Origin of the sequence: Pedobacter sp. SG908 (assembly GCF_011759615.1) — a bacterium.
Lineage (GTDB): Bacteria > Bacteroidota > Bacteroidia > Sphingobacteriales > Sphingobacteriaceae > Pedobacter > Pedobacter riviphilus.
The window spans coordinates 1,957,895-1,977,337 of the sequence record NZ_JAAOYY010000001.1 but is presented as its reverse complement, the minus strand read 5'-3'; the positions used below and the strand labels follow the sequence as shown (position 1 = coordinate 1,977,337).

Sequence of the window (19,443 nt, the reverse complement as noted above, 5' to 3'; positions counted from 1 at the left end):
GCCCCAATCTTTACCCGTATAACAAAGAAAAGGAATTTGACCGTATTTATTCGCCATCAGGCTAAATAATAACAGCTAATAAATACGGTCAACTACATTAAGCCTTCAATAAAGCTGGTTTTTCATGGTAAGTTCTCCAAAGTAACTCGCCAAACAAGGTGTTAGACCAGGCAAACCAAGCTCTTGTAAAATTTGCAGGGTTGTCTTTATTAAAAGATTCGTGCATAAAACCTTTACCAGCGTGTGTTTTGCATAACATTTCGATACAGGCTTTAATCTCTGCATCATCTTTTGAAGTTAAAGCACGCATGGTGATACTCATTGGCCAGATCATATCTTGACCAGCGTGTGGTCCCCCAATACCTTCAGCAGCGGTACCTTTAAAGAAATATGGGTTATCTTTAGAAAGTGCAAATTTCCTTGTATTTTGATAAATCGGATCTTCAATTTTCATTGCACCCAAATAAGGTAAGCCTAGTAAACTTGGAACATTAGAATCGTCCATCAGATACGAGCTTCCGAAACCATCTACCTCAAAGGCGTAAATTTTACCATATTTAGGATGATTAACAATAGCGTGTTTCTGTAGCGCTGCACTCACTTCATCGGCCAGGTTTAGCAAACTGCTTTCCAAAGCCTGGTCGTGTTGTAAAGCTTTAATCATTTCTGCTGCCTGCTTTAAGCTCGATACTGCAAAAAAGTTAGAAGGAACCAGGAACGGGAAAATGGTGGCATCATCGCTTGGGCGGAATGCAGAACAGATTAATCCGACCGGATTTACCGGAAAACCATAACCTGCCATTGGTAATGAATCGGTAGGTTGGGTAGTTTCCCGCTGAAAATGGTATGGTCCTTTATCCGTTTTTCGTTGTTGTTCTTTAAAGGTTTTTAAAGTAGCTTCGATCCCCTTTTTCCAATTAGAATCAAAAGGTGTTTTATCTCCGGTTTTTTTCCAATAGTGGTAAGCCAGGCGGATCGGATAACATAACGAATCTATTTCCCATTTACGCTCGTGCACACCAGGTTGCATAGCTGTTTTATCGGTTTTCCACTCGCCTACCTTAGTAGCATCCCCATAAAAAGCATTGGCATAAGGATCTTTTAAAACGCACTTAGTTTGATGGATAATTACGCCAGCTATTAATTTTTTAAGTGGTTCATCTTCATTTACAAACTGAAGATATGGCCAAACCTGAGCAGAACTATCGCGTAGCCACATCGCATCAATATCACCGGTTATCACATAAGTATCTGGCCTGCCATCTTTTTCCGAATGATAAACCGTAGTATCTAAAGTATTTGGAAAACAGTTTTCGAACAGCCAGGCTAATTCGGGATTTTTAACATTTGCCTGGAAAGTTTTAATTGCAGCGTCTACAGCTTTACTTTGAAAATGTCGTTTTGCAGCAGCTACACGTACCACAGGAAATTCTGGTGCAAGATTAGCAGCAAAAGAAAATTTCGATGCAACAACTCCTGCCCCTAACAAGCCTGTGTTCTGTATAAATGTTCTTCTCTTCATTATGATGTATGATATTTTGATTTAATTTTTACTAAACGAAATCTATCGGTTATGATAAATAGTAGTGGTAAGATATTATTCGGTTAGCGCTTAACAAATATTATGATAATTTTTCGAACATCAAAATCATTATAGTCAATTAAACTATTCCTAAATCGATTTTCTTCTACATCATGTGGAATAGATTCTGATAACATTTTTGATGATCCTAAAGGTAATAAAGTATGTCAGTAAAAATAATTTTTGAATGAGTATATTTAAATAACCAAACCTACGCCTATGAATGCTGATAACACTACCCTATCTAAACGTATCTTATCTATTGATATACTCCGCGGATTAGTGATGATCATTATGGCGCTGGATCATACGAGAGATTTCTTTCATATTGGCGCTATGACTGGCGATCCGCTAAATCCAGATACTACTACAGGAATGTTATTTTTTACCCGTTGGATTACGCATTTCTGTGCACCAACCTTTGTTTTCTTATCAGGATTATCTGCCTATTTATCAGCACAACACAAAACACCAGCACAGGCGAGTTCTTTTTTGCTAAAGCGGGGTTTATGGTTAATATTGATAGAGATTATTGTGATCACATTCGGGTTAACCTTTAATCCATCGTACAATTTTATTATTCTGCAAGTGATCTGGGCTATTGGCAGCAGTATGATATTTTTGGCATTGGCCAGTCGCATTTCGTATAAGGCTGTGCTCATAACCGGCTTGATATTGGTTTTCGGACATAATCTCTTTAATTTATTCCCTGCTCCAACAGACTCCAACGGTGGTTTGATCTTAAAAATATTTTTTACCGCATCAGGAACTGTTGTCCCGCTTTCCATCAATCATTTTGTTGGCGTATTTTACGCCATCCTCCCATGGACAGGTGTAATGTTTGTGGGCTATGGAATTGGTGCCTGGTATAAAAAAGGTTATAATGCCCAACGTAGACAGCAAAATTTATTAATTATAGGCTTGCTCACTATATTTGTGTTTATCTCTCTGAGGTTGATCAATATATATGGCGATCCCATCCCAAGAAAAGAATATCACGATTTTTTCAAGAATCTATTATCCTTTTTTAATGTAAACAAATACCCACCGTCTTTACAGTATATCGCTATGACTTTAGGTCCAGCCATGCTGTTTTTAGCTTTTACTGAAAACCTGAGTAACTGGTTTACCAGGGTAACTTCTGTATATGGCGCTGTACCTTTCTTCTATTATGTTATACACTTTTATCTGTTGCACACCTTCTTGATTGTGGTGTTTTTCGCCACAGGATATAGTACCAAAGAAATTGTACAGGTACCATTTTTATTTAGACCAGCCGCCTTTGGTTTTAGTTTACCAATAGTGTATTTAATATGGCTTTGTGTTGTAGCCGCTTTGTATCTTCCTTGCAGGTGGTTTAAACGATATAAGGAAACACACCGACAATGGTGGTTAAGGTATGTTTAGCCTTTTTTCCATTTTATACTACAGCCAACAGCTTTAGTTGATGCAATTGCAGGCTTTTTACCAGTGGATAATTCGTTAACTGCATTTTTAACATACTCCACTTTTGTACTGTTTGTTTCTTCCGGATCGTTATCTATAGCACCAATGTACTCAACCACATTTCCATTATCGGTTTTGTTCAGCACAAAAACGTGTGGTGTTCTGGTTGCACCAAATTGTTTGGTTACCACATGATCAGGATCTAATAAATAAGGGAAATTGAATTTCTTTTCCGAGGCCAGAGCTTGCATTTTTTGAAAACTTTCGTCCGGAACGGCACCTGCATCGTTTGGATTAATGGCCACTACAGGATAACCTTTTGCCGCATAAGTGGCGTTTAAAGCAGAGATACGCGCTTGATAAGCTTTAGCCACAGGGCAAGTATTACAGGTAAAAACAATAATATAACCCTTTGCATCCTTATAATCGGCCAGGGATATCATTTTGTTATTTACGTTTTTAAGTGAGAAATCTTTTACTACATCGCCCACTTTATAACCATCAGTCTGTGCAAAAGCAAATCCTGAGATCAGCATAAAAGCCATTAAAATCAATCTTTTCATTGCGATCTATTTTAAGTTTAACAAAGTATTGTTCAGTTCCTTTTCGGTAAATTCTTTCTCGTAAAAATGCCTGGTTTTCCTGTTTACAAACAAGGTAGCGGGAATAGCACCCGACCATTTTTTGTCTATCCGTTCGATATACTGTTGCTGATCGGGTTCGTTTAAAAGAAATACCTCCGCATTAATTTTATTGTTCAATACAAATGGAATCACTTCCTTTTGCAATTTTGACTTAAAATCTAAACTCACTAAAAGCACCTTAACAGGCTTTTTTAAATTGGCTAAACGTAATTTCTCGAAATTCGGCAACTCAGCAACACATGGAGAACACCAGGTAGCCCAGAAATTGATTACATAAGTAGTATCTTTTCCATTGGCAATTCGTTTATCCAACTCATCCAATTTGAGCAATTTTACCTGCGCTGTAGCGTAGCAAGTAATTAAAGATAAGCAGATTATGAAAAATATGCGCATAAATGAATAACGAAAAATGAAAAGATTTGTTTTATCGATGGGATCGTCACCCTGAACTTGTTTCAGGGGCTGTGAGAGGAGCATGCTAAACTGAATTTTTCTTCAATAATAAGATGCTGAAACAAGTTCAGCATGACGATAGATATTGGGTTAACTAATTCACAGATCCGGATTTAACGAATACACGTTGATAGGCAGGAAGTGTTAAATCATCAACAATTACGCCCCTTGTAGTGCTGGCATGTACGAAAAAGCCATTATTGAGGTATACTCCTACATGATCTACGTCATTTCCGCCAAAAGAAAAAAACACCAAATCTCCTTCTTTCAAATTATCGATATTTTTACGCTTCACCACATTGGCTTGCTCGCGCGAAATACGCGGAAGAGTAATCCCATAAATTTCTTTCTCCAATAAAAAAGCAAAACCAGAACAATCAATACCGCCTTTATCTAAACCTCCAAAACGATATTTTACACCTGTCCAGTCGGTAATGAAACGATAGAGCGATTTGCTTTGTAAATTTGCCATTGCATCTGCCGCTTTAGAAGCTTTTGTATCATTTTTAACCGCATACTTTCGCGTACCACATGACGAAAGGAAAAATATGATTGCAATTAAAAAGAATATATTCCTTTTGAGGTGAAAGGTAAAAGGTATAAGCTTTAAGGTTCTTTCCATCGTATAGTATAATAGTATATTAGTTGCAGGCTATGAGATTTAAAACCTTATGCCTTAAATCTCATACCTTACAACCGCTCTTAATTCTTAATCAATCGTTGTATTTCATCCAGTTTTAACAAGGCTTCTACGGGTGTTAATGCGTTTACATCTAAATTATTCAGTGTATCACGGATTTTCACCAGAACAGGATCATCAATGGCGAACATCTGCAACTGATAAGCCTGGTTCTGCACTTTTTTAATGCTATCTTTTATGCTTTGCCCCTCTGTACGGTCTATTTCCAGTTTTTTCAATATCTCGTTAGCACGGCCAATTAATTTTGTTGGCATACCTGCCATTTTCGCAACGTGTATACCAAAGCTATGCTCACTACCTCCTGGTACAAGCTTGCGTAAAAAGATTACCTTATTGGTCATTTCTTTTACCGATACATTAAAGTTTTTAATGCGCGGCATAGTATTGGCCAGTTCATTTAACTCATGGTAGTGTGTAGCGAATAAGGTTTTTGGTCGAGCAATTGGGTGCTGATGCAAAAACTCGGCAATGGCCCAGGCGATTGAAATACCATCGTAAGTACTCGTTCCGCGACCAATCTCATCGAGTAAGATCAAACTATCGTCAGAAATGTTGTTCAGGATACTGGCCGTTTCATTCATTTCGACCATAAATGTACTTTCTCCTGAAGAAATATTATCAGATGCCCCTACTCGGGTAAAAATCTTGTCTACAATACCCACCTCTGCATCTTTTGCCGGAACAAAAGACCCCATTTGAGCCATTAATACAATAAGCGCGGTTTGCCTTAAAATGGCCGACTTACCCGCCATGTTGGGACCGGTAATCATAATAATCTGCTGACTTTCTGTGTCTAGATATACATCATTAGTGATGTATTCTGTGCCAACTGGCAATTGTTTCTCAATTACCGGGTGACGGCCACCTTTAATATCGAGCACCTTATTTTCGGTAACTTTAGGTTTGTTGTAATGGTTTTTAGCCGCTAACTGTGCGAAGCATAATAAACAATCAAGCTGCGCAATTAAAAACGAATCGAGTTGGATCGGTTTGATGTAACTGGCAGTTTCGTACATCAGTTCGTTATACAAACGAATTTCTATAGCCTGTATCTTCTCTTCCGCACCTAAAATCTGGTCTTCATATTCTTTAAGTTCAGGCGTAATGTAACGTTCGGCATTTACCAGCGTTTGTTTACGGATCCATCCTTCGGGTACTTTATCTTTATGCGTATGGGTAACTTCTAAATAATACCCAAAAACATTATTGAAGGCAATTTTTAACGATGGAATACCCGTTGCTTCTGCTTCACGTTTTTGTATCTGAACCAGATAATCTTTACCGCCAAAAGCAATTTTACGCAAACGGTCTAAATCTTCGTCAATTCCGTCGGCAATTACATTTCCTTTAATCAGCAAAGCAGGCGGTTCGGGTTGCAATTCCCTTTCAATCCTTTCCCTTATTGCCAAACAGGGGTTCAATTGATCGGCTATTTTGATCAGGAACGGGTTTTTAGAATCGGCAGCTAATTTTTTAACCGCTTCGATGTGATACAATGCGCGCTTTAAGGCTACCAGTTCTCTCGGACCAACCCGCTGCAGACCTACTTTTGAGATCAGACGTTCTAAATCGCCGATCTGTTTAATGTTATTTAAAAATTCGCCCTGTAATTCTTCATGCTTTACAAAATACTCCACCATACCAAGTCGTTCCTGGATTGGCTTTAATTCTTTTAACGGCATAATGATCCACTTCTGCAACAAACGTGCACCCATTGGAGTACAGGTATGGTCGAGGATATCGAACAAGGTTACCGCATTGTCGTTTGGCGAATTCACTAATTCGAGGTTACGGATGGTAAAACGATCTAACCACATGTAGCGGTCTTCCTCAATACGGCCAATCGAACTGATGTGTTGTAAATTGCGGTGCTCGGTTTCGCCCAGGTAGTGTAAAATAACACCAGCAGCAACAATTCCGCTTTGCAAACGCTCTATACCAAAACCTTTTAACGAAGAAACTTCAAAGTGTTTCATCAAGGTTTCATTCCCAAAATCAGTTGTAAAAGGCCATTCATCTAAACCAAAAGTGTAAAAACGATCGCCGAAATTCTCGGTAAACGCCTGTCGTTTCGATTTCTGAAAAATAACCTCTGTTGGCTTAAAGCCTTGTAAAAGTTTGTCAATATAATCGCTGTTGCCCTGCGCAATTAAAAATTCACCTGTCGATATATCTAAGAATGAGACACCTAATTGTGTTTTATCAAAGAAAACACAGGCCAGGAAATTGTTCGATTTTTGGTTTACAATATTATCACCATAAGCTACGCCAGGGGTAACCAATTCTGTTACACCACGTTTAACAATGGTTTTTGTGGTTTTAGGGTCTTCGAGTTGATCGCAAATGGCTACGCGTTGCCCTGCTCTAACTAATTTGGATAAATAGTTATCTAATGAGTGATGTGGAAAACCAGCCAGTTCTAAGGCGCCTCCATTAGGCCCGGTACCTCTTCTGGTTAATACTATGCCTAAAATCTGTGCCGTTTTAATGGCATCTTCGCCAAAGGTTTCATAAAAATCGCCAACCCTAAATAGTAAAAGTGCGCCCGGATACTTCGCTTTAATCGCGTTGTATTGCTGCATTAACGGGGTTTCTTTATTCGTGTCTTTAGCCAAAACTGAAATTAATTTACAAAAGCCATAAAGATAACATGAATAAGCATTCTACGGCTGTTTTGTTGAAAAGTTGAAAGATTGTTTAAAATCGAAAGGTTAATCGGTCAATCGTAGATATCACAGTCAGGCAATCTAAACAATTGACCCGTTATCCCCGGTTAACCAGTTAACCATTTTTTTGAAAATGAAGGGTTCTGTGCTTTTCGGTCAATGTAGCCCTGTTATCCGCTTTACTTCGTTGCACTCGTGTTCGCTCCTACCAGGTTTAGGTACAATGGTCTGTTTTAACCCGATTCCATTATAGTTTTTTTCTTTAACAGTAGCCATCTTTTGTAAATGGAGGGTGCTGTGCTTTTCGGTCAATGTAGCCCTGTTATCCGCTTTACTTCGTTGCACTCGTGTTCGCTCCTACCAGGTTTAGAAACAATGGCCTGTTTTAACCCAGTTGCGTAATAATTTTCTTTCTTAAACAATTAACCCTTATTCTTAAAACGTTTCTCGTAGTTGTGTGTTATATTAATATAAATTTATACCTAATTTTTTAATTATGACGATCCAACTGAATACCGACAAAAATTTAACCATACACCAGGAATACGACGAAAAAATCCAAACGCAATTAAATGAAGGTTTGAGCAGATATAATGATTTAATTACACGCTTAGAAGTTCATCTATCTGATGAAAACGGAAGTAAAGATGGCTTAGACGATAAAAGATGTTTATTAGAGGCGAGAATAACCGGAAAAGACCCTATAGCCGTTACCAATATGGGCAATACCTACGATTTGGCCATTACAGGTGCATTAACGAAATTAAAAAGTACGCTCGAAAAAGTGGCAGGAAAGATGAAAGCACATTAAATTTCTTTGACGCGGCCGTCATTCCCGCGTAGGCGGGAATCTTAAAGCAGTCATAGCAATGCATTAAGATTCCCAATCAAGTTGGGAATGACGATTTTATTTATATACTTACTTTTTCCAGTTCTTCAATATATCCCAAAAACAGCTTTAAAGCTTTCTTTCTATCATCGGTAACATCAAATTGAAGTTTGTGGTACAGGTAATCTTCCAGATCGAAATTAGGCGATGCTGGCAGCTCCTGCAAAACTTCTTTTCTGTGTTCCAGACCGAATTTTAAAGCGGCATTAAATTCATTTTTAAATTCTTGTGAAATTTCTTTGTTGGCCACCCAGGCCGCGTACATAAAGGGTAATCCGGTAAAGTTTTTCCACTCTTCACCCATGTCGTAAGCGTAAGCGAAGTCTTCTTTTTTGCCAAAGGTTCTATCGCCGATTAAAACAAATGCATCTGTTTTTGCAGTAGGGTCTGTAGTAAACTCCACTTCCTTTTTCCAATGGAACTTAAGTAATACTTTGGCTAAATTGTTTGACGTACGTGAGTGCGTATCCAATCTTACGGTTTTAATTTCCTGGGCAGGAACTTCACTAAAAATGAATACAGAATTTACACCTCCATCACTTCCGATACAATAATCGGCCACAATATTGGCATTGGGAACCAAAGGAATGGCAGCTACAGGCATTAATCCGATATCAACCTGACCGTTAATTACTTTAGCTGCGCAATCTGAAGGAATATCTAAACTTAAATCAATTTTATTTATAATGTCCGAATGTTCTAATCCGTATATAAAAGCTTTGGTATTGGTATAGGCAACAGCCGATATTTTAATCTTATTCAAGGTGTTATGTTATTTTTATTATTGTCGTCATGCTGAATTTATTTCAGCATCTATCCTGAAACAAGTTAATGATGACGAATTATCTTGCGATTATCCAATTACTAAACCGTCTAAATGAACGGTACTATTAAATTCAAGAACTGAGAATTTCCCATCCTCAAAGCCCATCTTGTAAAGCACCGTATTTTGATGTGGAAACTCAGTCATTTCGCTCAGCGGTTTGCCTAACAGTAAACACAAGAAAACACGCATCGCTCTACCATGCATGCAAAGTAAAACTGTTTTTTCCTCAGGTCTGCTCATCAAAATTTCCATAGGCTGTTTTAAACGTTCGTAAACGTCCTGAACGCTCTCGCCACCCTCGAAATGTGCTGTATAATCTCCATCCTGCCAACTCTGCAACATATCACGGAAAGCATCACGAGCATCTTCTGTATTCGGTTTCCCTTCCCAAACGCCCCAGGCCAATTCGTCTAAACCCGAAAGTTTTTCCCAGGGTAATCCCGAATCAATAAACTTCTGGACAGTTTGCCAGGTACGTTTTAAATCCGAAGTATAAATCTTATCAAAAGGGACATTTTTATAGGTTTGGTAAAACGCTTCTGCCTGTGCCCTACCTAAATCATTTAAGTCAGAATTTATACCTCTGCCCTGTACTATGCCTTGTTTATTAAGTTCCGTTTCGCCGTGGCGTATGATGTATATTTCCTTCATCAATAATGATTGAGTTATTGATTGTTTAATTATTGAGTTTTGAATGATCGAATACCGAGTTGCCTGTCACATCCACTCAATCTCTCATTCTTTCATTCGATTATTAATTCACAACCGGTAGCTTATAATATTGAGGTTTCTTTTCCTCTTCGAAAACTACATTTTCAAAATCGGTCACCACGTTATATAAAGTATCGCGTTCTATTGCTTTTCTGCCCACTTGTTTAATCAGATTCACCAACTCCTTCGTGCTCATTGCAGGTGTTTGCTCTTCGGCACCGGCCATAGAGTAAATTTTCGTAGTGTCATCTAAAGTTCCATCGATATCATCAACACCATAATTTAACGATAGCTGAGCTGTTTCGCGACTGATCATTGCCCAATAGGCTTTAATGTGATCGAAGTTATCCATGTAAATACGGGCAATGGCATAGTTTCTTAAATCTTCAATTACTGATGATTCAGGCACATTACTCATCTGATTATGTTGATTTCTGAACTTTAGTGGAATAAAAGTCTGGAAACCACCAGTACGATCCTGCAGTTCGCGGAGTTTTTCCATATGATCTACCCGGTGCCAATATTTTTCGATATGACCGTAAAGCATGGTGGCATTACTGCGCATCCCTAACTTATGCCATTCTTCATGTATATCTAACCATTGCTGACCGGTGCATTTATCTTTTGCAATCTGCTCTCTAATTTCAGGATGAAAAATTTCTGCACCCCCACCTGGTATCGATTCCAATCCGGCTTCTTTCATTAAACGCATACCTGTTGCGTAATCAATTTTAGCTTTTTTGAAAATATAATGGTACTCTACAGGCGTTAATGCTTTTACATGCAGATCTGGACGATGTTGTTTAATGGCCGTAAACAATGCAGAATAAAATGCTACATCGTATTGTGGAAGCACGCCCCCCACAATATGCACTTCGGTTACAGGTTCGCCATCGTATTTTTTAACAATATCAAGCATTTGCTCCATCGTTAAGGCCCAACCTTCTTCTTTTTGTTTAATTAAACGGGAGTACGAGCAAAATTTGCAGTCGTAAACGCAAAGATTGGTTGGTTCTAAATGGAAATTCCGGTTGAAATAAGTTTTATCACCGTGTTTCTGTTCGCGGATAAAATTCGCCAGGATACCAAGGTAACCTAATTCTGCATGTTCATACAGGTAAACACCTTCATCAAAGGTAATCCGTTCTCCGTGAAGGACTTTGTGTGCTATGTTTTGTAATTCAGTTGATAAATTGGTATCAGCTAATATTTTTTCAACTTGCTCAGTTGTATTCATTCCTGATTTATTTTGAACAAAAATACAATAATGAGGCGATTTGAAAATCATTTTCTTGTAACAAACCGCGATTTAGAACTGCTTTAATTCATAATAATAACCCAGGATGAGATAGATTTTGATTGTTAACCATATCCTAAGGCACTTAACTAAAGCAATACAAAGCACCGGACCACAAAAAGGGATCTCCTAAAATCAATATCCCATAAAGATCTTTAGATTTCGCTATAATCTACAAATGTTTTTATTTAAGTAATTGTCTTTCCCGCGCAGCTGGGAATGACGACGTCTCGTAACCTAATTTTTTTTATAAAATAAATCAGGCCTGATAATGATAATGCGAAGGAGTAACAAAAAAAAAGCACCTCTTTTCAGAAGTGCTCTTAATATGTTTTTCACAGGTAAATCTAATTATCTTGCCGCAGGTACAAACGTTAAGACGATGTTTGCGGTTTTGCCACCAAATTCGATTGGCGATTTCAAGATCATTTGTGTGCTAGAAAGATCAGTTAATATCAAACGATAGCCTTCTGTTACATTTTTAGCTTTATCGCCTTCAAAGATTTTTTTGAATTGGAAAGTTTGGTCTTTAGGTGCTGCCGACCAGAAAATAGTTTGCATTACCGAACCACAAGTGCTTGATGCTGGTAAAGTGTAAGAACCATTACCGCTGTTAGTTAAGTGCCATGTACTTCCCTGGAAACATTTGTAAGATTTTTCGCCAAATAGGCCTTGCACAGCACCATCAGGTAAACCTTCTAAAACTACATTACTTACTACCCAGTCGCGAACAACTGTACCTCTGCTACCTGTTACACCTGCAGTTACTCTTTTTGCCGTGTTACAACTTTGTAACATTACTAAAGTAGAACATGCTATTGCGATAGCTATAAATAATCTTTTCATTTTTTGTTTAATTTAAATTTCGTCAAACTTGTTACATAAATCTTGCCAAAACCATTACGAACCTTAAATTAGCGCCAAATTATTAAATTGCATCCCCATATCACTTCGATCAAAATTAATTATCATGAAACCCGAAACCCTTGCTATTCACGCTTCTAATCTTGTAAAAAGCACTACAGGCGATGTTACCCTGCCTATTAATCTATCAACAACTTTTTTTCGTGCTGAGGATGGGGGTTATCCCGGAGGGCACATGTATAGCAGGGTAAGCAATCCAAACCGGTCTGCTTTAGAAAACACTGTAGCCAAATTAGAATATGGCGAAGATGCGGCTGCTTTTTCTTCGGGAAATACCTGTGGTATGGTTTTATTTCAGGCCTTAAAGCCTGGTAGCCACATTATTGCACCTGATGATATGTATTGGGGTATTAAAAAGCAATTACTTACTATTTTTAACGATAGTTTGGAGTTTGATTTTATTGATCAGACTGATTTAAATCTGATACAATCGAGCATTAAACCTAATACCAAATTGATCTGGATCGAAACCCCATCCAATCCGTTATTAAAGGTTACCGATATCGAAGAGATTGCCAAAATAGCTAAAGCTAAAAACATCACCTTAGCCTGCGATAGTACCTTTGCTTCGCCTATTTTACAAAATCCGGTTTTATTAGGTGCTGATATTGTAATGCATAGCAGCACCAAATACCTGGGTGGTCATAGTGATGTGCTCGGCGGGATTTTAGTAACCGCTAAAAAAGACGAGTTATGGGAGAAAATCAAAAACATTCAGCAAACTGGTGGTGCGGTGCCTTCCCCTTTCGATTGTTTTCTCTTAACCAGAAGTATTAAAACCCTGGCTTATCGCATGAAAGGCCACTGTGAAAATGGAAAGATTATCGCTGACTATTTAAACGGACACCCGAATGTTGAAGCTGTTTTTTATCCTGGATTGGAAAATCACCCACAACACGCAATTGCAAAGAAACAAATGAAAGATTTTGGTGGGATGATGTCGTTCTTAGTTAAAGGAGATATTGAAGCTGCACATCAGGTGGTGAATAAGGTAAAGTTATTTGCGCAAGCGACGAGTTTAGGAGGTGTAGAGAGTTTAATTGAGCACCGCTATTCGGTGGAAGGCCCCGATAGCAAAACGCCAAAAAATTTACTTCGTATTTCTGTAGGCTTAGAGCATGTTGATGATATTATTGCCGATTTGGCACAGGCGCTGGGGTAAAATATAAAACCTATAAGGACTTAAAGACCTTATAGGTTTCTAGTTATTACGAATCTTTGTTTCTAAACCCGATTGCAGCGATATCCTTTTTGGCTGTCATCCTGAGCGAAGTCGAAGGGTAGCCAAAAGGGAGATAAAGCGTAAAGCGGGAATGCAATACCCTAAGGATTACAGAACCCTAATTTCCAAAACTTATTTAGGATTACAAATCGTGGTTAACTTCAAGGAATAATTTGCCTCCAAGGGCTCATTAGTCTGCGCTAAACGTTGCGATCCTGTATTGGCTGGGCAGGCAATATCTCCTGCTGCATCATAAACCAGCCTAGCTCCATTTGCCAATAATTCTTTTGGTACATATACCTGCACCTTGGTAATCGAATAACCAGAAGGAAAATAACGCACATAATAACCGTCAGGGTGTTTAGTCCAGATACCACTTGGCACATCGCTTCTTGGAGGAGCCATACCTGCTATAATGGCGTACTTTTCCATGTCGGCATAAGTATAATTTCCAGAAGCTACTAGTTGTCGAATATTATTTTCTGCTTCAAAAACGGCTCTCACGCCTGATGGTAACTGATCTTTAGCTTTTTCCATTACATCGAAAGGCAAAACACCTAAAGCACCTCCTTCTAATTGCGTAAGTTGTTTCGGTGTTAATAATTTTATCGCAGTAAGTTTAACCTGTCCATTGAAATCGGCAAATTTCGTTCTGGCAATAATGGTCCATAACAACGCCTGGATATCGTGTTGTTCAACATCAGGATGTTTTTCTGCACTTTTAAGTATAGAAACCACAATTTCTTCTTTCGGCCCTAAAACTGGGGCAAACATATATCCATCTCCTTTTGATGGCGCAAAAGTTCCGGCTTTTAGGCAGTAGCTTTTATTGGTCATTTCGTAAAGCCCCTCGCAAAGCACGAAACCGCCTTCTGGATTTTTAGGCAGTAAATACAAGGGCTGGGCTTTTAAATTTAATGAATTAATAAAATCAGGCTGTTTTTCGCCTTCTCTATTTACATCTTCAAAATTAGTGGTAATGGCAGCAGGTTGCTTTAAAAACTTGTCTACGCCTAATGCTTTAGCACCCTGGGCCGTGCCAACTTTTAGTAATTTGTCCTTCAAACCACCAAATTGGGCGTTTGCATTACTTAAACACATTGCAGTTAGTAGCAGGCCTAAACCTAAAGCTTTTATATTTTTCATCATGATTAAATTTAGATAGGTAACACAAACTTAGAATTTTAAGCGTTAATTTTATATTAAAAGTTTTAGTTTGGTATACCGCTACAAAAATACATTGCTCATTTTCAATGTGTTAGTTTAAATTCGAAATTTTATTTTGTCGATTAAAATTTAATTCAGACATTTGGAATATTATTTGGCGGAAAGCTAAATAAAAGTCAATCTTCACAGGTTGATTTATAAAGAAGTGGCGAGAGACTGGCTCGATGACCCACTGGCAACCCTCAGAAAGAGAAGGTGCCAATTCCTGACCGGATAACATGGTGTTATTTGGAGATATAAATTAGAACTGATGAAAACATTAAATCTTCAATCGCTGAGCGAACCAAAATCAAACCTTAACAAGTTAGAACGAGCTTCTATTTCTATTACTTGTTGTGATGTGCGCGCGATTGCTTGTATGTGCTGTTGCATACTGTAATTTAAAAATCTTCCTTTTTTGTTTCTTTCAAACTGGAAGGTCCCGAAAAATCGGGATACGCCTTGTTACATTTTACGATTGCCCAAAATCTTAATGCATTTACCCACTCAACAATTAAAAAAATAGATACTATGTCAACATCATATAAATTTGAAACTTTACAATTACACGCTGGCCAGGAAATAGATCCAACAACAGGTTCAAGGGCTGTTCCCATTTACCAAACCACTTCTTATGGTTTTAAAAACGCTGAGCATGGCGCAAATTTATTTGCCTTAAAAGAATTTGGCAATATCTACACCAGGATTATGAATCCTACCAACGATGTTTTCGAAAAACGTATCGCAGCTTTAGAAGGTGGTGTAGCTGCTTTGGCTGTGGCATCGGGGCAAGCTGCTCAATTTATAGCGTTAAATAACATATTGGAAGCTGGTGATAGCATTGTTTCTTCATCTCACATTTACGGTGGAACTTACAACCAATTTAAAGTAGCTTTTAAACGTTTGGGTATACATGTCGATTTTGCAAATCCAGATGTACCTGAAGAATTTGAAGCTAAAATTACCGATAAAACTAAAGCCATTTATCTCGAAACCATCGGAAATCCTGCGTTTAGCGTTCCCGATTTCGAAAAAATTGCTGCCATTGCAAAAAAATACGATCTCCCTTTAATAGTCGACAATACTTTTGGTGCAGGAGGTTATTTGTTTAAACCATTGGAACACGGTGCCAATATTGTTGTAGAATCTGCAACGAAATGGATCGGTGGCCATGGAACAAGCATTGGCGGAGTAATAGTTGACGGTGGAAATTACAACTGGGGCAATGGAAAATTCCCTCAGTTCTCTGAACCTTCTGAAGGTTATCATGGTTTGGTTTTTAGTGATGTTTTTGGTATTGGTGGACCATTTGGAAACATCCAGTTTATCATCCGTGCCCGTGTAGAGGGATTAAGAGATCTTGGACCTGCCCTATCGCCTTTCAATTCTTTTCTTTTATTACAAGGATTAGAAACATTATCGCTCCGCGTACAACGTCATGTAGATAATGCATTAGAATTGGCCACCTGGTTAGAAAACCATCCATTAGTTAAAGAAGTTCAGTACCCTGGCTTAGCCAGCAGTAAATACAATAACCTGGCTAAAAAATATTTAAGCAATGGTTTTGGCGCAGTTTTATCTTTCGAGTTAGCCGGAAGCAAAGAAAATGCAACACAGGTAATTGATAACTTAAAACTGGTATCGCACCTGGCCAATGTGGGTGATGCAAAAACGCTGATCATTCAACCTTCGGCCACAACACACCAACAATTAAGCGAAACGGAACAATTAGCTGCAGGTGTAAAACCGAATGCTTTAAGGGTATCAGTAGGCATTGAGCATATTGATGATATTAAAGCCGATTTCGAACAGGCATTTGCAACAATTAATGCTTCAGTTCCAACAGAGAGTTTACAAGCCTAACCGTTTATTCCGAATACAACAAAACAATGAGTACAGCATCAACATATCATTATAACAAACAGTTTAAATTAGAAAGCGGAAAAAAAATCCGTAACCTGCAAATTGCTTATCAAACTTATGGCAAATTAAATGCAAATAAAGATAATGTGATTTGGGTTTGCCATGCACTTACGGCCAATGCTGATGTTTTTGAATGGTGGGAAGGTTTGTTTGGTGAGAATGCTTTATTCAATCCGGAAGAGCATTATGTTGTTTGCGCTAATGTTTTAGGCTCGCATTATGGTAGTACAAACCCATTAAGTACCAATCCGGTAACGGGCTTACCTTATTACCTTTCTTTTCCGCAGTTTACCATCCGCGATTTAGTATCGGCACACCAGTTATTAGCTGCGCATTTAGGTATTAATTATATTAAATTATTAATCGGCGGTTCTTTAGGCGGGCAACAAGCTGTTGAATGGAGTATTTCGGAACCGAATAAAATCGAAAACCTGATCTTGATTGCCACCAATGCAGCACATTCTCCTTGGGGAATTGCTTTTAACGAAAGTCAGCGTTTGGCCATTACTACCGATAGAACTTTTTATGCCAACCAACCAAACGGTGGCAGTAAAGGTTTAAAAACAGCCCGTAGCATTGCACTATTAAGTTATAGAACCTACAGTGCTTACGGCAGTACACAGGTAGAAAGTGTAAACGACAAGACCGACAATTTCAGATCGTCTTCTTATCAGAACTATCAGGGAGAAAAACTGATCAACCGCTTTAACGCTTACAGTTATTATTATTTAACCAAAGCAATGGACAGCCACAATGTGGGCCGTAGCCGCAAAAGCATTGCCGATGCACTAAAACTAATTACGGCAAATACCTTGGTAATCGGGATAGAAAATGACGTTTTATTTCCTTTATCGGAACAAAAATATCTGGCCGATCATATCCCGGGAGCAGAATTTAGTGCTTTGCACTCAGATTATGGCCATGATGGGTTTTTAATCGAAACAGATGCTTTGACTAACATAATCGGAAACTTTATTAAGGAAAGCCGGAATAAAAAGATAATCAAATTGCAGCACACTGCCTAGGAGGTAGAAGGTTATGGTTTAGGGGTTAAGGTGAAAAATAAAGAGAATAGCCAATACCTGTACTATCAAATTCAACAAAAAATAATATAAAATAAATGCAGTTAATCAGTAATCTGTTTATCTGTGTAATCAAGTCTAAAATAATGAGTAAGAATTTAAAAATCGGTTTATTTGGTTTCGGTGTTGTAGGACAAGGTTTATTGGATATTATCCAAAGCCAGAACCTGAACCTGGAGATCATTAAAATTGCAATAAAAGACCCAAGAAAGAAGCGTACCCTTAATAAAGATCTGTTTACTACTGATCGCAACGAAATACTGAACAATACAGAGATCAATACGATTGTAGAATTGATTAATGATGCGGATGCCGCTTACGAAATTGTTACTACGGCATTAAAAAATGGTAAAAACGTAGTATCGGCCAATAAAAAAATGATCGCCACACACTTAAAAGAGCTGGTAGATTTACAACAAGAGTATGGCACTTCTTTATTGTATGAAGGAGCCGTTTGTGGTAGTATCCCAATTATCCGCAATTTAGAAGAATACTATGATAATGAATTATTCCATGCTTTGAGTGGAATTTTTAATGGCTCATCTAATTATATTTTATCAAAAATATTTAACGAAAATCAAGGTTACGATTCGGCATTAAAAGAAGCACAGGATTTAGGTTTTGCAGAAACCGATCCGATTTTAGACGTAGGAGGTTACGATCCAAAATATAAACTGGCTATTGCTACCGCACATGCTTATGGTTTATTCGTAAATCCTGATGCCATTTTAAACATTGGTATACAGAATCTTTCTAACCACGACATTAAATATGCGCGAGAGAAAAACTTTAAAATTAAGTTGGTTCCTACAGCACGGAAGGTAAATACAAAAGATATTGTAACTTATGTACTACCCAAACTGGTGGCTAAAGATGATTTTCTATACAACGTAGAAAACGAGTATAATGCAGTTGCGGTTCAAGCAGCTTTTGCTGATAAGCAGTTTTTTTACGGTAAAGGCGCGGGTGGTCATCCTACTGGTGCCGCTGTACTTTCAGATATTGCGGCCTTGCGTTACGATTACCGTTATGAGTACAAAAAATACCATTCAGAAAACGGTGTAAAACATACTGAAGATATTCTGTTAGAAATCTATCTGCGTTATGCTGATGAAGATCTGATTACCCTATTGGAATTTGATAACATCAGCGAGCGCTACGCTGCAAGCAGTTATAAATATGTGGTTGGTACCGTTAAGCTAGGAAGCTTAATTAAAAACCGCGACCTGCTTTTGGATGAATCTGTTTTTGTGGCTTACACAGGCAGGCAGATTTACAAACAAGAGCAATTGAGTGAAAATGTTTTTGCCGCAGAATTGGCAAGCCTATAATTTATTTTTAAGGTTAATTTTTTTATTTGTTTTGTTGTTAAGTACAAAGGTCGGAGCGAGTCCGACCTTTTGCGTTAATTATTTTACCTTAATGTATTTTTCGATTATCACCCGGTCTACCCCTGCTTTTTCTACCTTCTCAACACCTTTCTGAATCAAAGTATCTTTATGGATGGTGAGTTTAAACTTAAAAGTTTTGCCTTCCCAATCTTTGTTTTTATAATATTCAAGGTGTTCAGTATAATCATCCCCTTTTAAAACGAAAGTTCCTCCTCCTGCATCAAAACTGCTGGTATCCTTAGGGTTAAGACTATGTTTTAAAAAGGCAAAATGTGTGTTGTTAAACATCTTGATCATTTTTAGCTTGCCTGAATAATCGGTTGTTTGGCTGGCTCCATTTTCGATGGTTGTAGCCGATAATAATTGCCATGTGCCCTGAATATCAAGATGTAGATCTTTTTTGTTTTCATCTTTATTCGCACAAGAAAATAATGAAAGTACTGCCAATAGCATTAGGATGTTTCTCATAAATCGGATTATT

Annotated in this window: 17 protein-coding genes and 1 riboswitch; of the genes, 6 read left to right on the top strand and 11 right to left on the bottom strand. The window is 38.0% G+C overall.

Features of this window, described 5'->3' with window-relative positions:
• Nucleotides 1-97 precede the first annotated feature (97 nt).
• Nucleotides 98-1,522, bottom strand: coding sequence for a glycoside hydrolase family 125 protein (locus FHT21_RS08120; protein ID WP_167294193.1), 1,425 nt, complete (start codon nucleotides 1,520-1,522; stop codon nucleotides 98-100).
• A gap of 279 nt (nucleotides 1,523-1,801) precedes the next feature.
• On the opposite strand from FHT21_RS08120, the gene FHT21_RS08115 reads away from it, so the two are divergent.
• A complete protein-coding gene (locus FHT21_RS08115; RefSeq protein ID WP_167294192.1) occupies nucleotides 1,802-2,989 on the top strand; it encodes a heparan-alpha-glucosaminide N-acetyltransferase domain-containing protein in 1,188 nt (395 codons plus the stop codon).
• Here FHT21_RS08115 and FHT21_RS08110 read toward each other — a convergent pair.
• The 4 genes from FHT21_RS08110 to mutS all read right to left on the bottom strand — a co-directional run bounded on the left by FHT21_RS08110 (nucleotide 2,986) and on the right by mutS (nucleotide 7,407).
• A complete protein-coding gene (locus FHT21_RS08110; RefSeq protein ID WP_167294191.1) occupies nucleotides 2,986-3,591 on the bottom strand; it encodes a thioredoxin family protein in 606 nt (201 codons plus the stop codon). The two genes, FHT21_RS08115 and FHT21_RS08110, sit on opposite strands and share 4 nt — an antisense overlap.
• 6 nt (nucleotides 3,592-3,597) lie before the next feature.
• Nucleotides 3,598-4,065: a TlpA family protein disulfide reductase gene (locus FHT21_RS08105; protein ID WP_167294190.1), complete on the bottom strand. Its 468-nt coding sequence runs from the start codon at nucleotides 4,063-4,065 to the stop codon at nucleotides 3,598-3,600.
• Nucleotides 4,066-4,219: 154 nt separating this feature from the next.
• Nucleotides 4,220-4,747: a C40 family peptidase gene (locus FHT21_RS08100; protein ID WP_167294189.1), complete on the bottom strand. Its 528-nt coding sequence runs from the start codon at nucleotides 4,745-4,747 to the stop codon at nucleotides 4,220-4,222.
• Nucleotides 4,748-4,827: 80 nt separating this feature from the next.
• Nucleotides 4,828-7,407 carry a DNA mismatch repair protein MutS gene (gene mutS / locus FHT21_RS08095; RefSeq protein ID WP_243853906.1) on the bottom strand — a complete coding sequence of 860 codons (2,580 nt, stop codon included), beginning with the start codon at nucleotides 7,405-7,407 and terminating at the stop codon, nucleotides 4,828-4,830.
• 580 nt (nucleotides 7,408-7,987) lie between these two features.
• On the opposite strand from mutS, the gene FHT21_RS08090 reads away from it, so the two are divergent.
• Entirely contained in the window at nucleotides 7,988-8,302 is a 315-nt protein-coding gene (locus FHT21_RS08090) for an HPF/RaiA family ribosome-associated protein (RefSeq protein WP_167294187.1), read from the top strand.
• A 100-nt stretch (nucleotides 8,303-8,402) separates the two neighbouring features.
• Here the strand turns inward: FHT21_RS08090 and FHT21_RS08085 are convergent, their stop codons facing one another.
• The 4 genes from FHT21_RS08085 to FHT21_RS08070 all read right to left on the bottom strand — a co-directional run bounded on the left by FHT21_RS08085 (nucleotide 8,403) and on the right by FHT21_RS08070 (nucleotide 12,060).
• Complete coding sequence (locus FHT21_RS08085; RefSeq protein WP_167294186.1) at nucleotides 8,403-9,143, bottom strand: menaquinone biosynthesis protein; 741 nt, start codon at nucleotides 9,141-9,143, stop codon at nucleotides 8,403-8,405.
• A gap of 90 nt (nucleotides 9,144-9,233) precedes the next feature.
• Nucleotides 9,234-9,857 (bottom strand): histidine phosphatase family protein, encoded by a 624-nt coding sequence (locus FHT21_RS08080; RefSeq protein WP_208398892.1) that lies wholly within the window; start codon nucleotides 9,855-9,857, stop codon nucleotides 9,234-9,236.
• Between the two features lie 103 nt (nucleotides 9,858-9,960).
• A complete protein-coding gene (gene mqnE, locus FHT21_RS08075; protein ID WP_167294184.1) occupies nucleotides 9,961-11,154 on the bottom strand; it encodes an aminofutalosine synthase MqnE in 1,194 nt (397 codons plus the stop codon).
• Between the two features lie 411 nt (nucleotides 11,155-11,565).
• On the bottom strand, nucleotides 11,566-12,060 hold the full coding sequence (locus tag FHT21_RS08070; protein ID WP_243853904.1) for a hypothetical protein: 495 nt from the start codon (nucleotides 12,058-12,060) through the stop codon (nucleotides 11,566-11,568).
• 124 nt (nucleotides 12,061-12,184) lie between these two features.
• Here FHT21_RS08070 and FHT21_RS08065 point away from each other — a divergent pair, with 124 nt between their 5' ends.
• A complete protein-coding gene (locus FHT21_RS08065) occupies nucleotides 12,185-13,300 on the top strand; it encodes an aminotransferase class V-fold PLP-dependent enzyme (RefSeq protein ID WP_167294183.1) in 1,116 nt (371 codons plus the stop codon).
• 192 nt (nucleotides 13,301-13,492) lie between these two features.
• On the opposite strand, the gene FHT21_RS08060 is transcribed toward FHT21_RS08065, so the two are convergent.
• Nucleotides 13,493-14,509, bottom strand: coding sequence for a hypothetical protein (locus FHT21_RS08060; RefSeq protein ID WP_167294182.1), 1,017 nt, complete (start codon nucleotides 14,507-14,509; stop codon nucleotides 13,493-13,495).
• Nucleotides 14,510-14,719: 210 nt separating this feature from the next.
• Nucleotides 14,720-14,830, top strand: a riboswitch (SAM riboswitch).
• A 267-nt stretch (nucleotides 14,831-15,097) separates the two neighbouring features.
• Between FHT21_RS08060 and FHT21_RS08055 the strand changes: the two genes are divergently transcribed.
• The 3 genes from FHT21_RS08055 (at nucleotide 15,098) to FHT21_RS08045 (ending at nucleotide 18,902) form a co-directional block, all read left to right on the top strand.
• On the top strand, nucleotides 15,098-16,429 hold the full coding sequence (locus FHT21_RS08055) for an O-acetylhomoserine aminocarboxypropyltransferase/cysteine synthase (RefSeq protein WP_167294181.1): 1,332 nt from the start codon (nucleotides 15,098-15,100) through the stop codon (nucleotides 16,427-16,429).
• A 26-nt stretch (nucleotides 16,430-16,455) separates the two neighbouring features.
• Nucleotides 16,456-17,514: a homoserine O-acetyltransferase gene (gene metX / locus FHT21_RS08050; protein ID WP_167294180.1), complete on the top strand. Its 1,059-nt coding sequence runs from the start codon at nucleotides 16,456-16,458 to the stop codon at nucleotides 17,512-17,514.
• A gap of 143 nt (nucleotides 17,515-17,657) precedes the next feature.
• A complete protein-coding gene (locus FHT21_RS08045; protein ID WP_167294179.1) occupies nucleotides 17,658-18,902 on the top strand; it encodes a homoserine dehydrogenase in 1,245 nt (414 codons plus the stop codon).
• A gap of 78 nt (nucleotides 18,903-18,980) precedes the next feature.
• On the opposite strand, the gene FHT21_RS08040 is transcribed toward FHT21_RS08045, so the two are convergent.
• Nucleotides 18,981-19,430: a hypothetical protein gene (locus FHT21_RS08040; RefSeq protein WP_167294178.1), complete on the bottom strand. Its 450-nt coding sequence runs from the start codon at nucleotides 19,428-19,430 to the stop codon at nucleotides 18,981-18,983.
• Nucleotides 19,431-19,443 lie beyond the last annotated feature (13 nt).

Bases quoted from the DNA above. Each gene is read 5' to 3' on its own strand.
- FHT21_RS08120 (WP_167294193.1), bottom strand. From the start codon at position 1,522: ATGAAGAGAAGAACATTTATACAGAACACAGGCTTGTTAGGGGCAGGA.
- FHT21_RS08115 (WP_167294192.1), top strand. From the start codon at position 1,802: ATGAATGCTGATAACACTACCCTATCTAAACGTATCTTATCTATTGAT.
- FHT21_RS08110 (WP_167294191.1), bottom strand. From the start codon at position 3,591: ATGAAAAGATTGATTTTAATGGCTTTTATGCTGATCTCAGGATTTGCT.
- FHT21_RS08105 (WP_167294190.1), bottom strand. From the start codon at position 4,065: ATGCGCATATTTTTCATAATCTGCTTATCTTTAATTACTTGCTACGCT.
- FHT21_RS08100 (WP_167294189.1), bottom strand. From the start codon at position 4,747: ATGGAAAGAACCTTAAAGCTTATACCTTTTACCTTTCACCTCAAAAGG.
- mutS (WP_243853906.1), bottom strand. From the start codon at position 7,407: ATGCAGCAATACAACGCGATTAAAGCGAAGTATCCGGGCGCACTTTTA.
- FHT21_RS08090 (WP_167294187.1), top strand. From the start codon at position 7,988: ATGACGATCCAACTGAATACCGACAAAAATTTAACCATACACCAGGAA.
- FHT21_RS08080 (WP_208398892.1), bottom strand. From the start codon at position 9,857: ATGAAGGAAATATACATCATACGCCACGGCGAAACGGAACTTAATAAA.
- mqnE (WP_167294184.1), bottom strand. From the start codon at position 11,154: ATGAATACAACTGAGCAAGTTGAAAAAATATTAGCTGATACCAATTTA.
- FHT21_RS08070 (WP_243853904.1), bottom strand. From the start codon at position 12,060: ATGAAAAGATTATTTATAGCTATCGCAATAGCATGTTCTACTTTAGTA.
- FHT21_RS08065 (WP_167294183.1), top strand. From the start codon at position 12,185: ATGAAACCCGAAACCCTTGCTATTCACGCTTCTAATCTTGTAAAAAGC.
- FHT21_RS08060 (WP_167294182.1), bottom strand. From the start codon at position 14,509: ATGATGAAAAATATAAAAGCTTTAGGTTTAGGCCTGCTACTAACTGCA.
- FHT21_RS08055 (WP_167294181.1), top strand. From the start codon at position 15,098: ATGTCAACATCATATAAATTTGAAACTTTACAATTACACGCTGGCCAG.
- metX (WP_167294180.1), top strand. From the start codon at position 16,456: ATGAGTACAGCATCAACATATCATTATAACAAACAGTTTAAATTAGAA.
- FHT21_RS08045 (WP_167294179.1), top strand. From the start codon at position 17,658: ATGAGTAAGAATTTAAAAATCGGTTTATTTGGTTTCGGTGTTGTAGGA.
- FHT21_RS08040 (WP_167294178.1), bottom strand. From the start codon at position 19,430: ATGAGAAACATCCTAATGCTATTGGCAGTACTTTCATTATTTTCTTGT.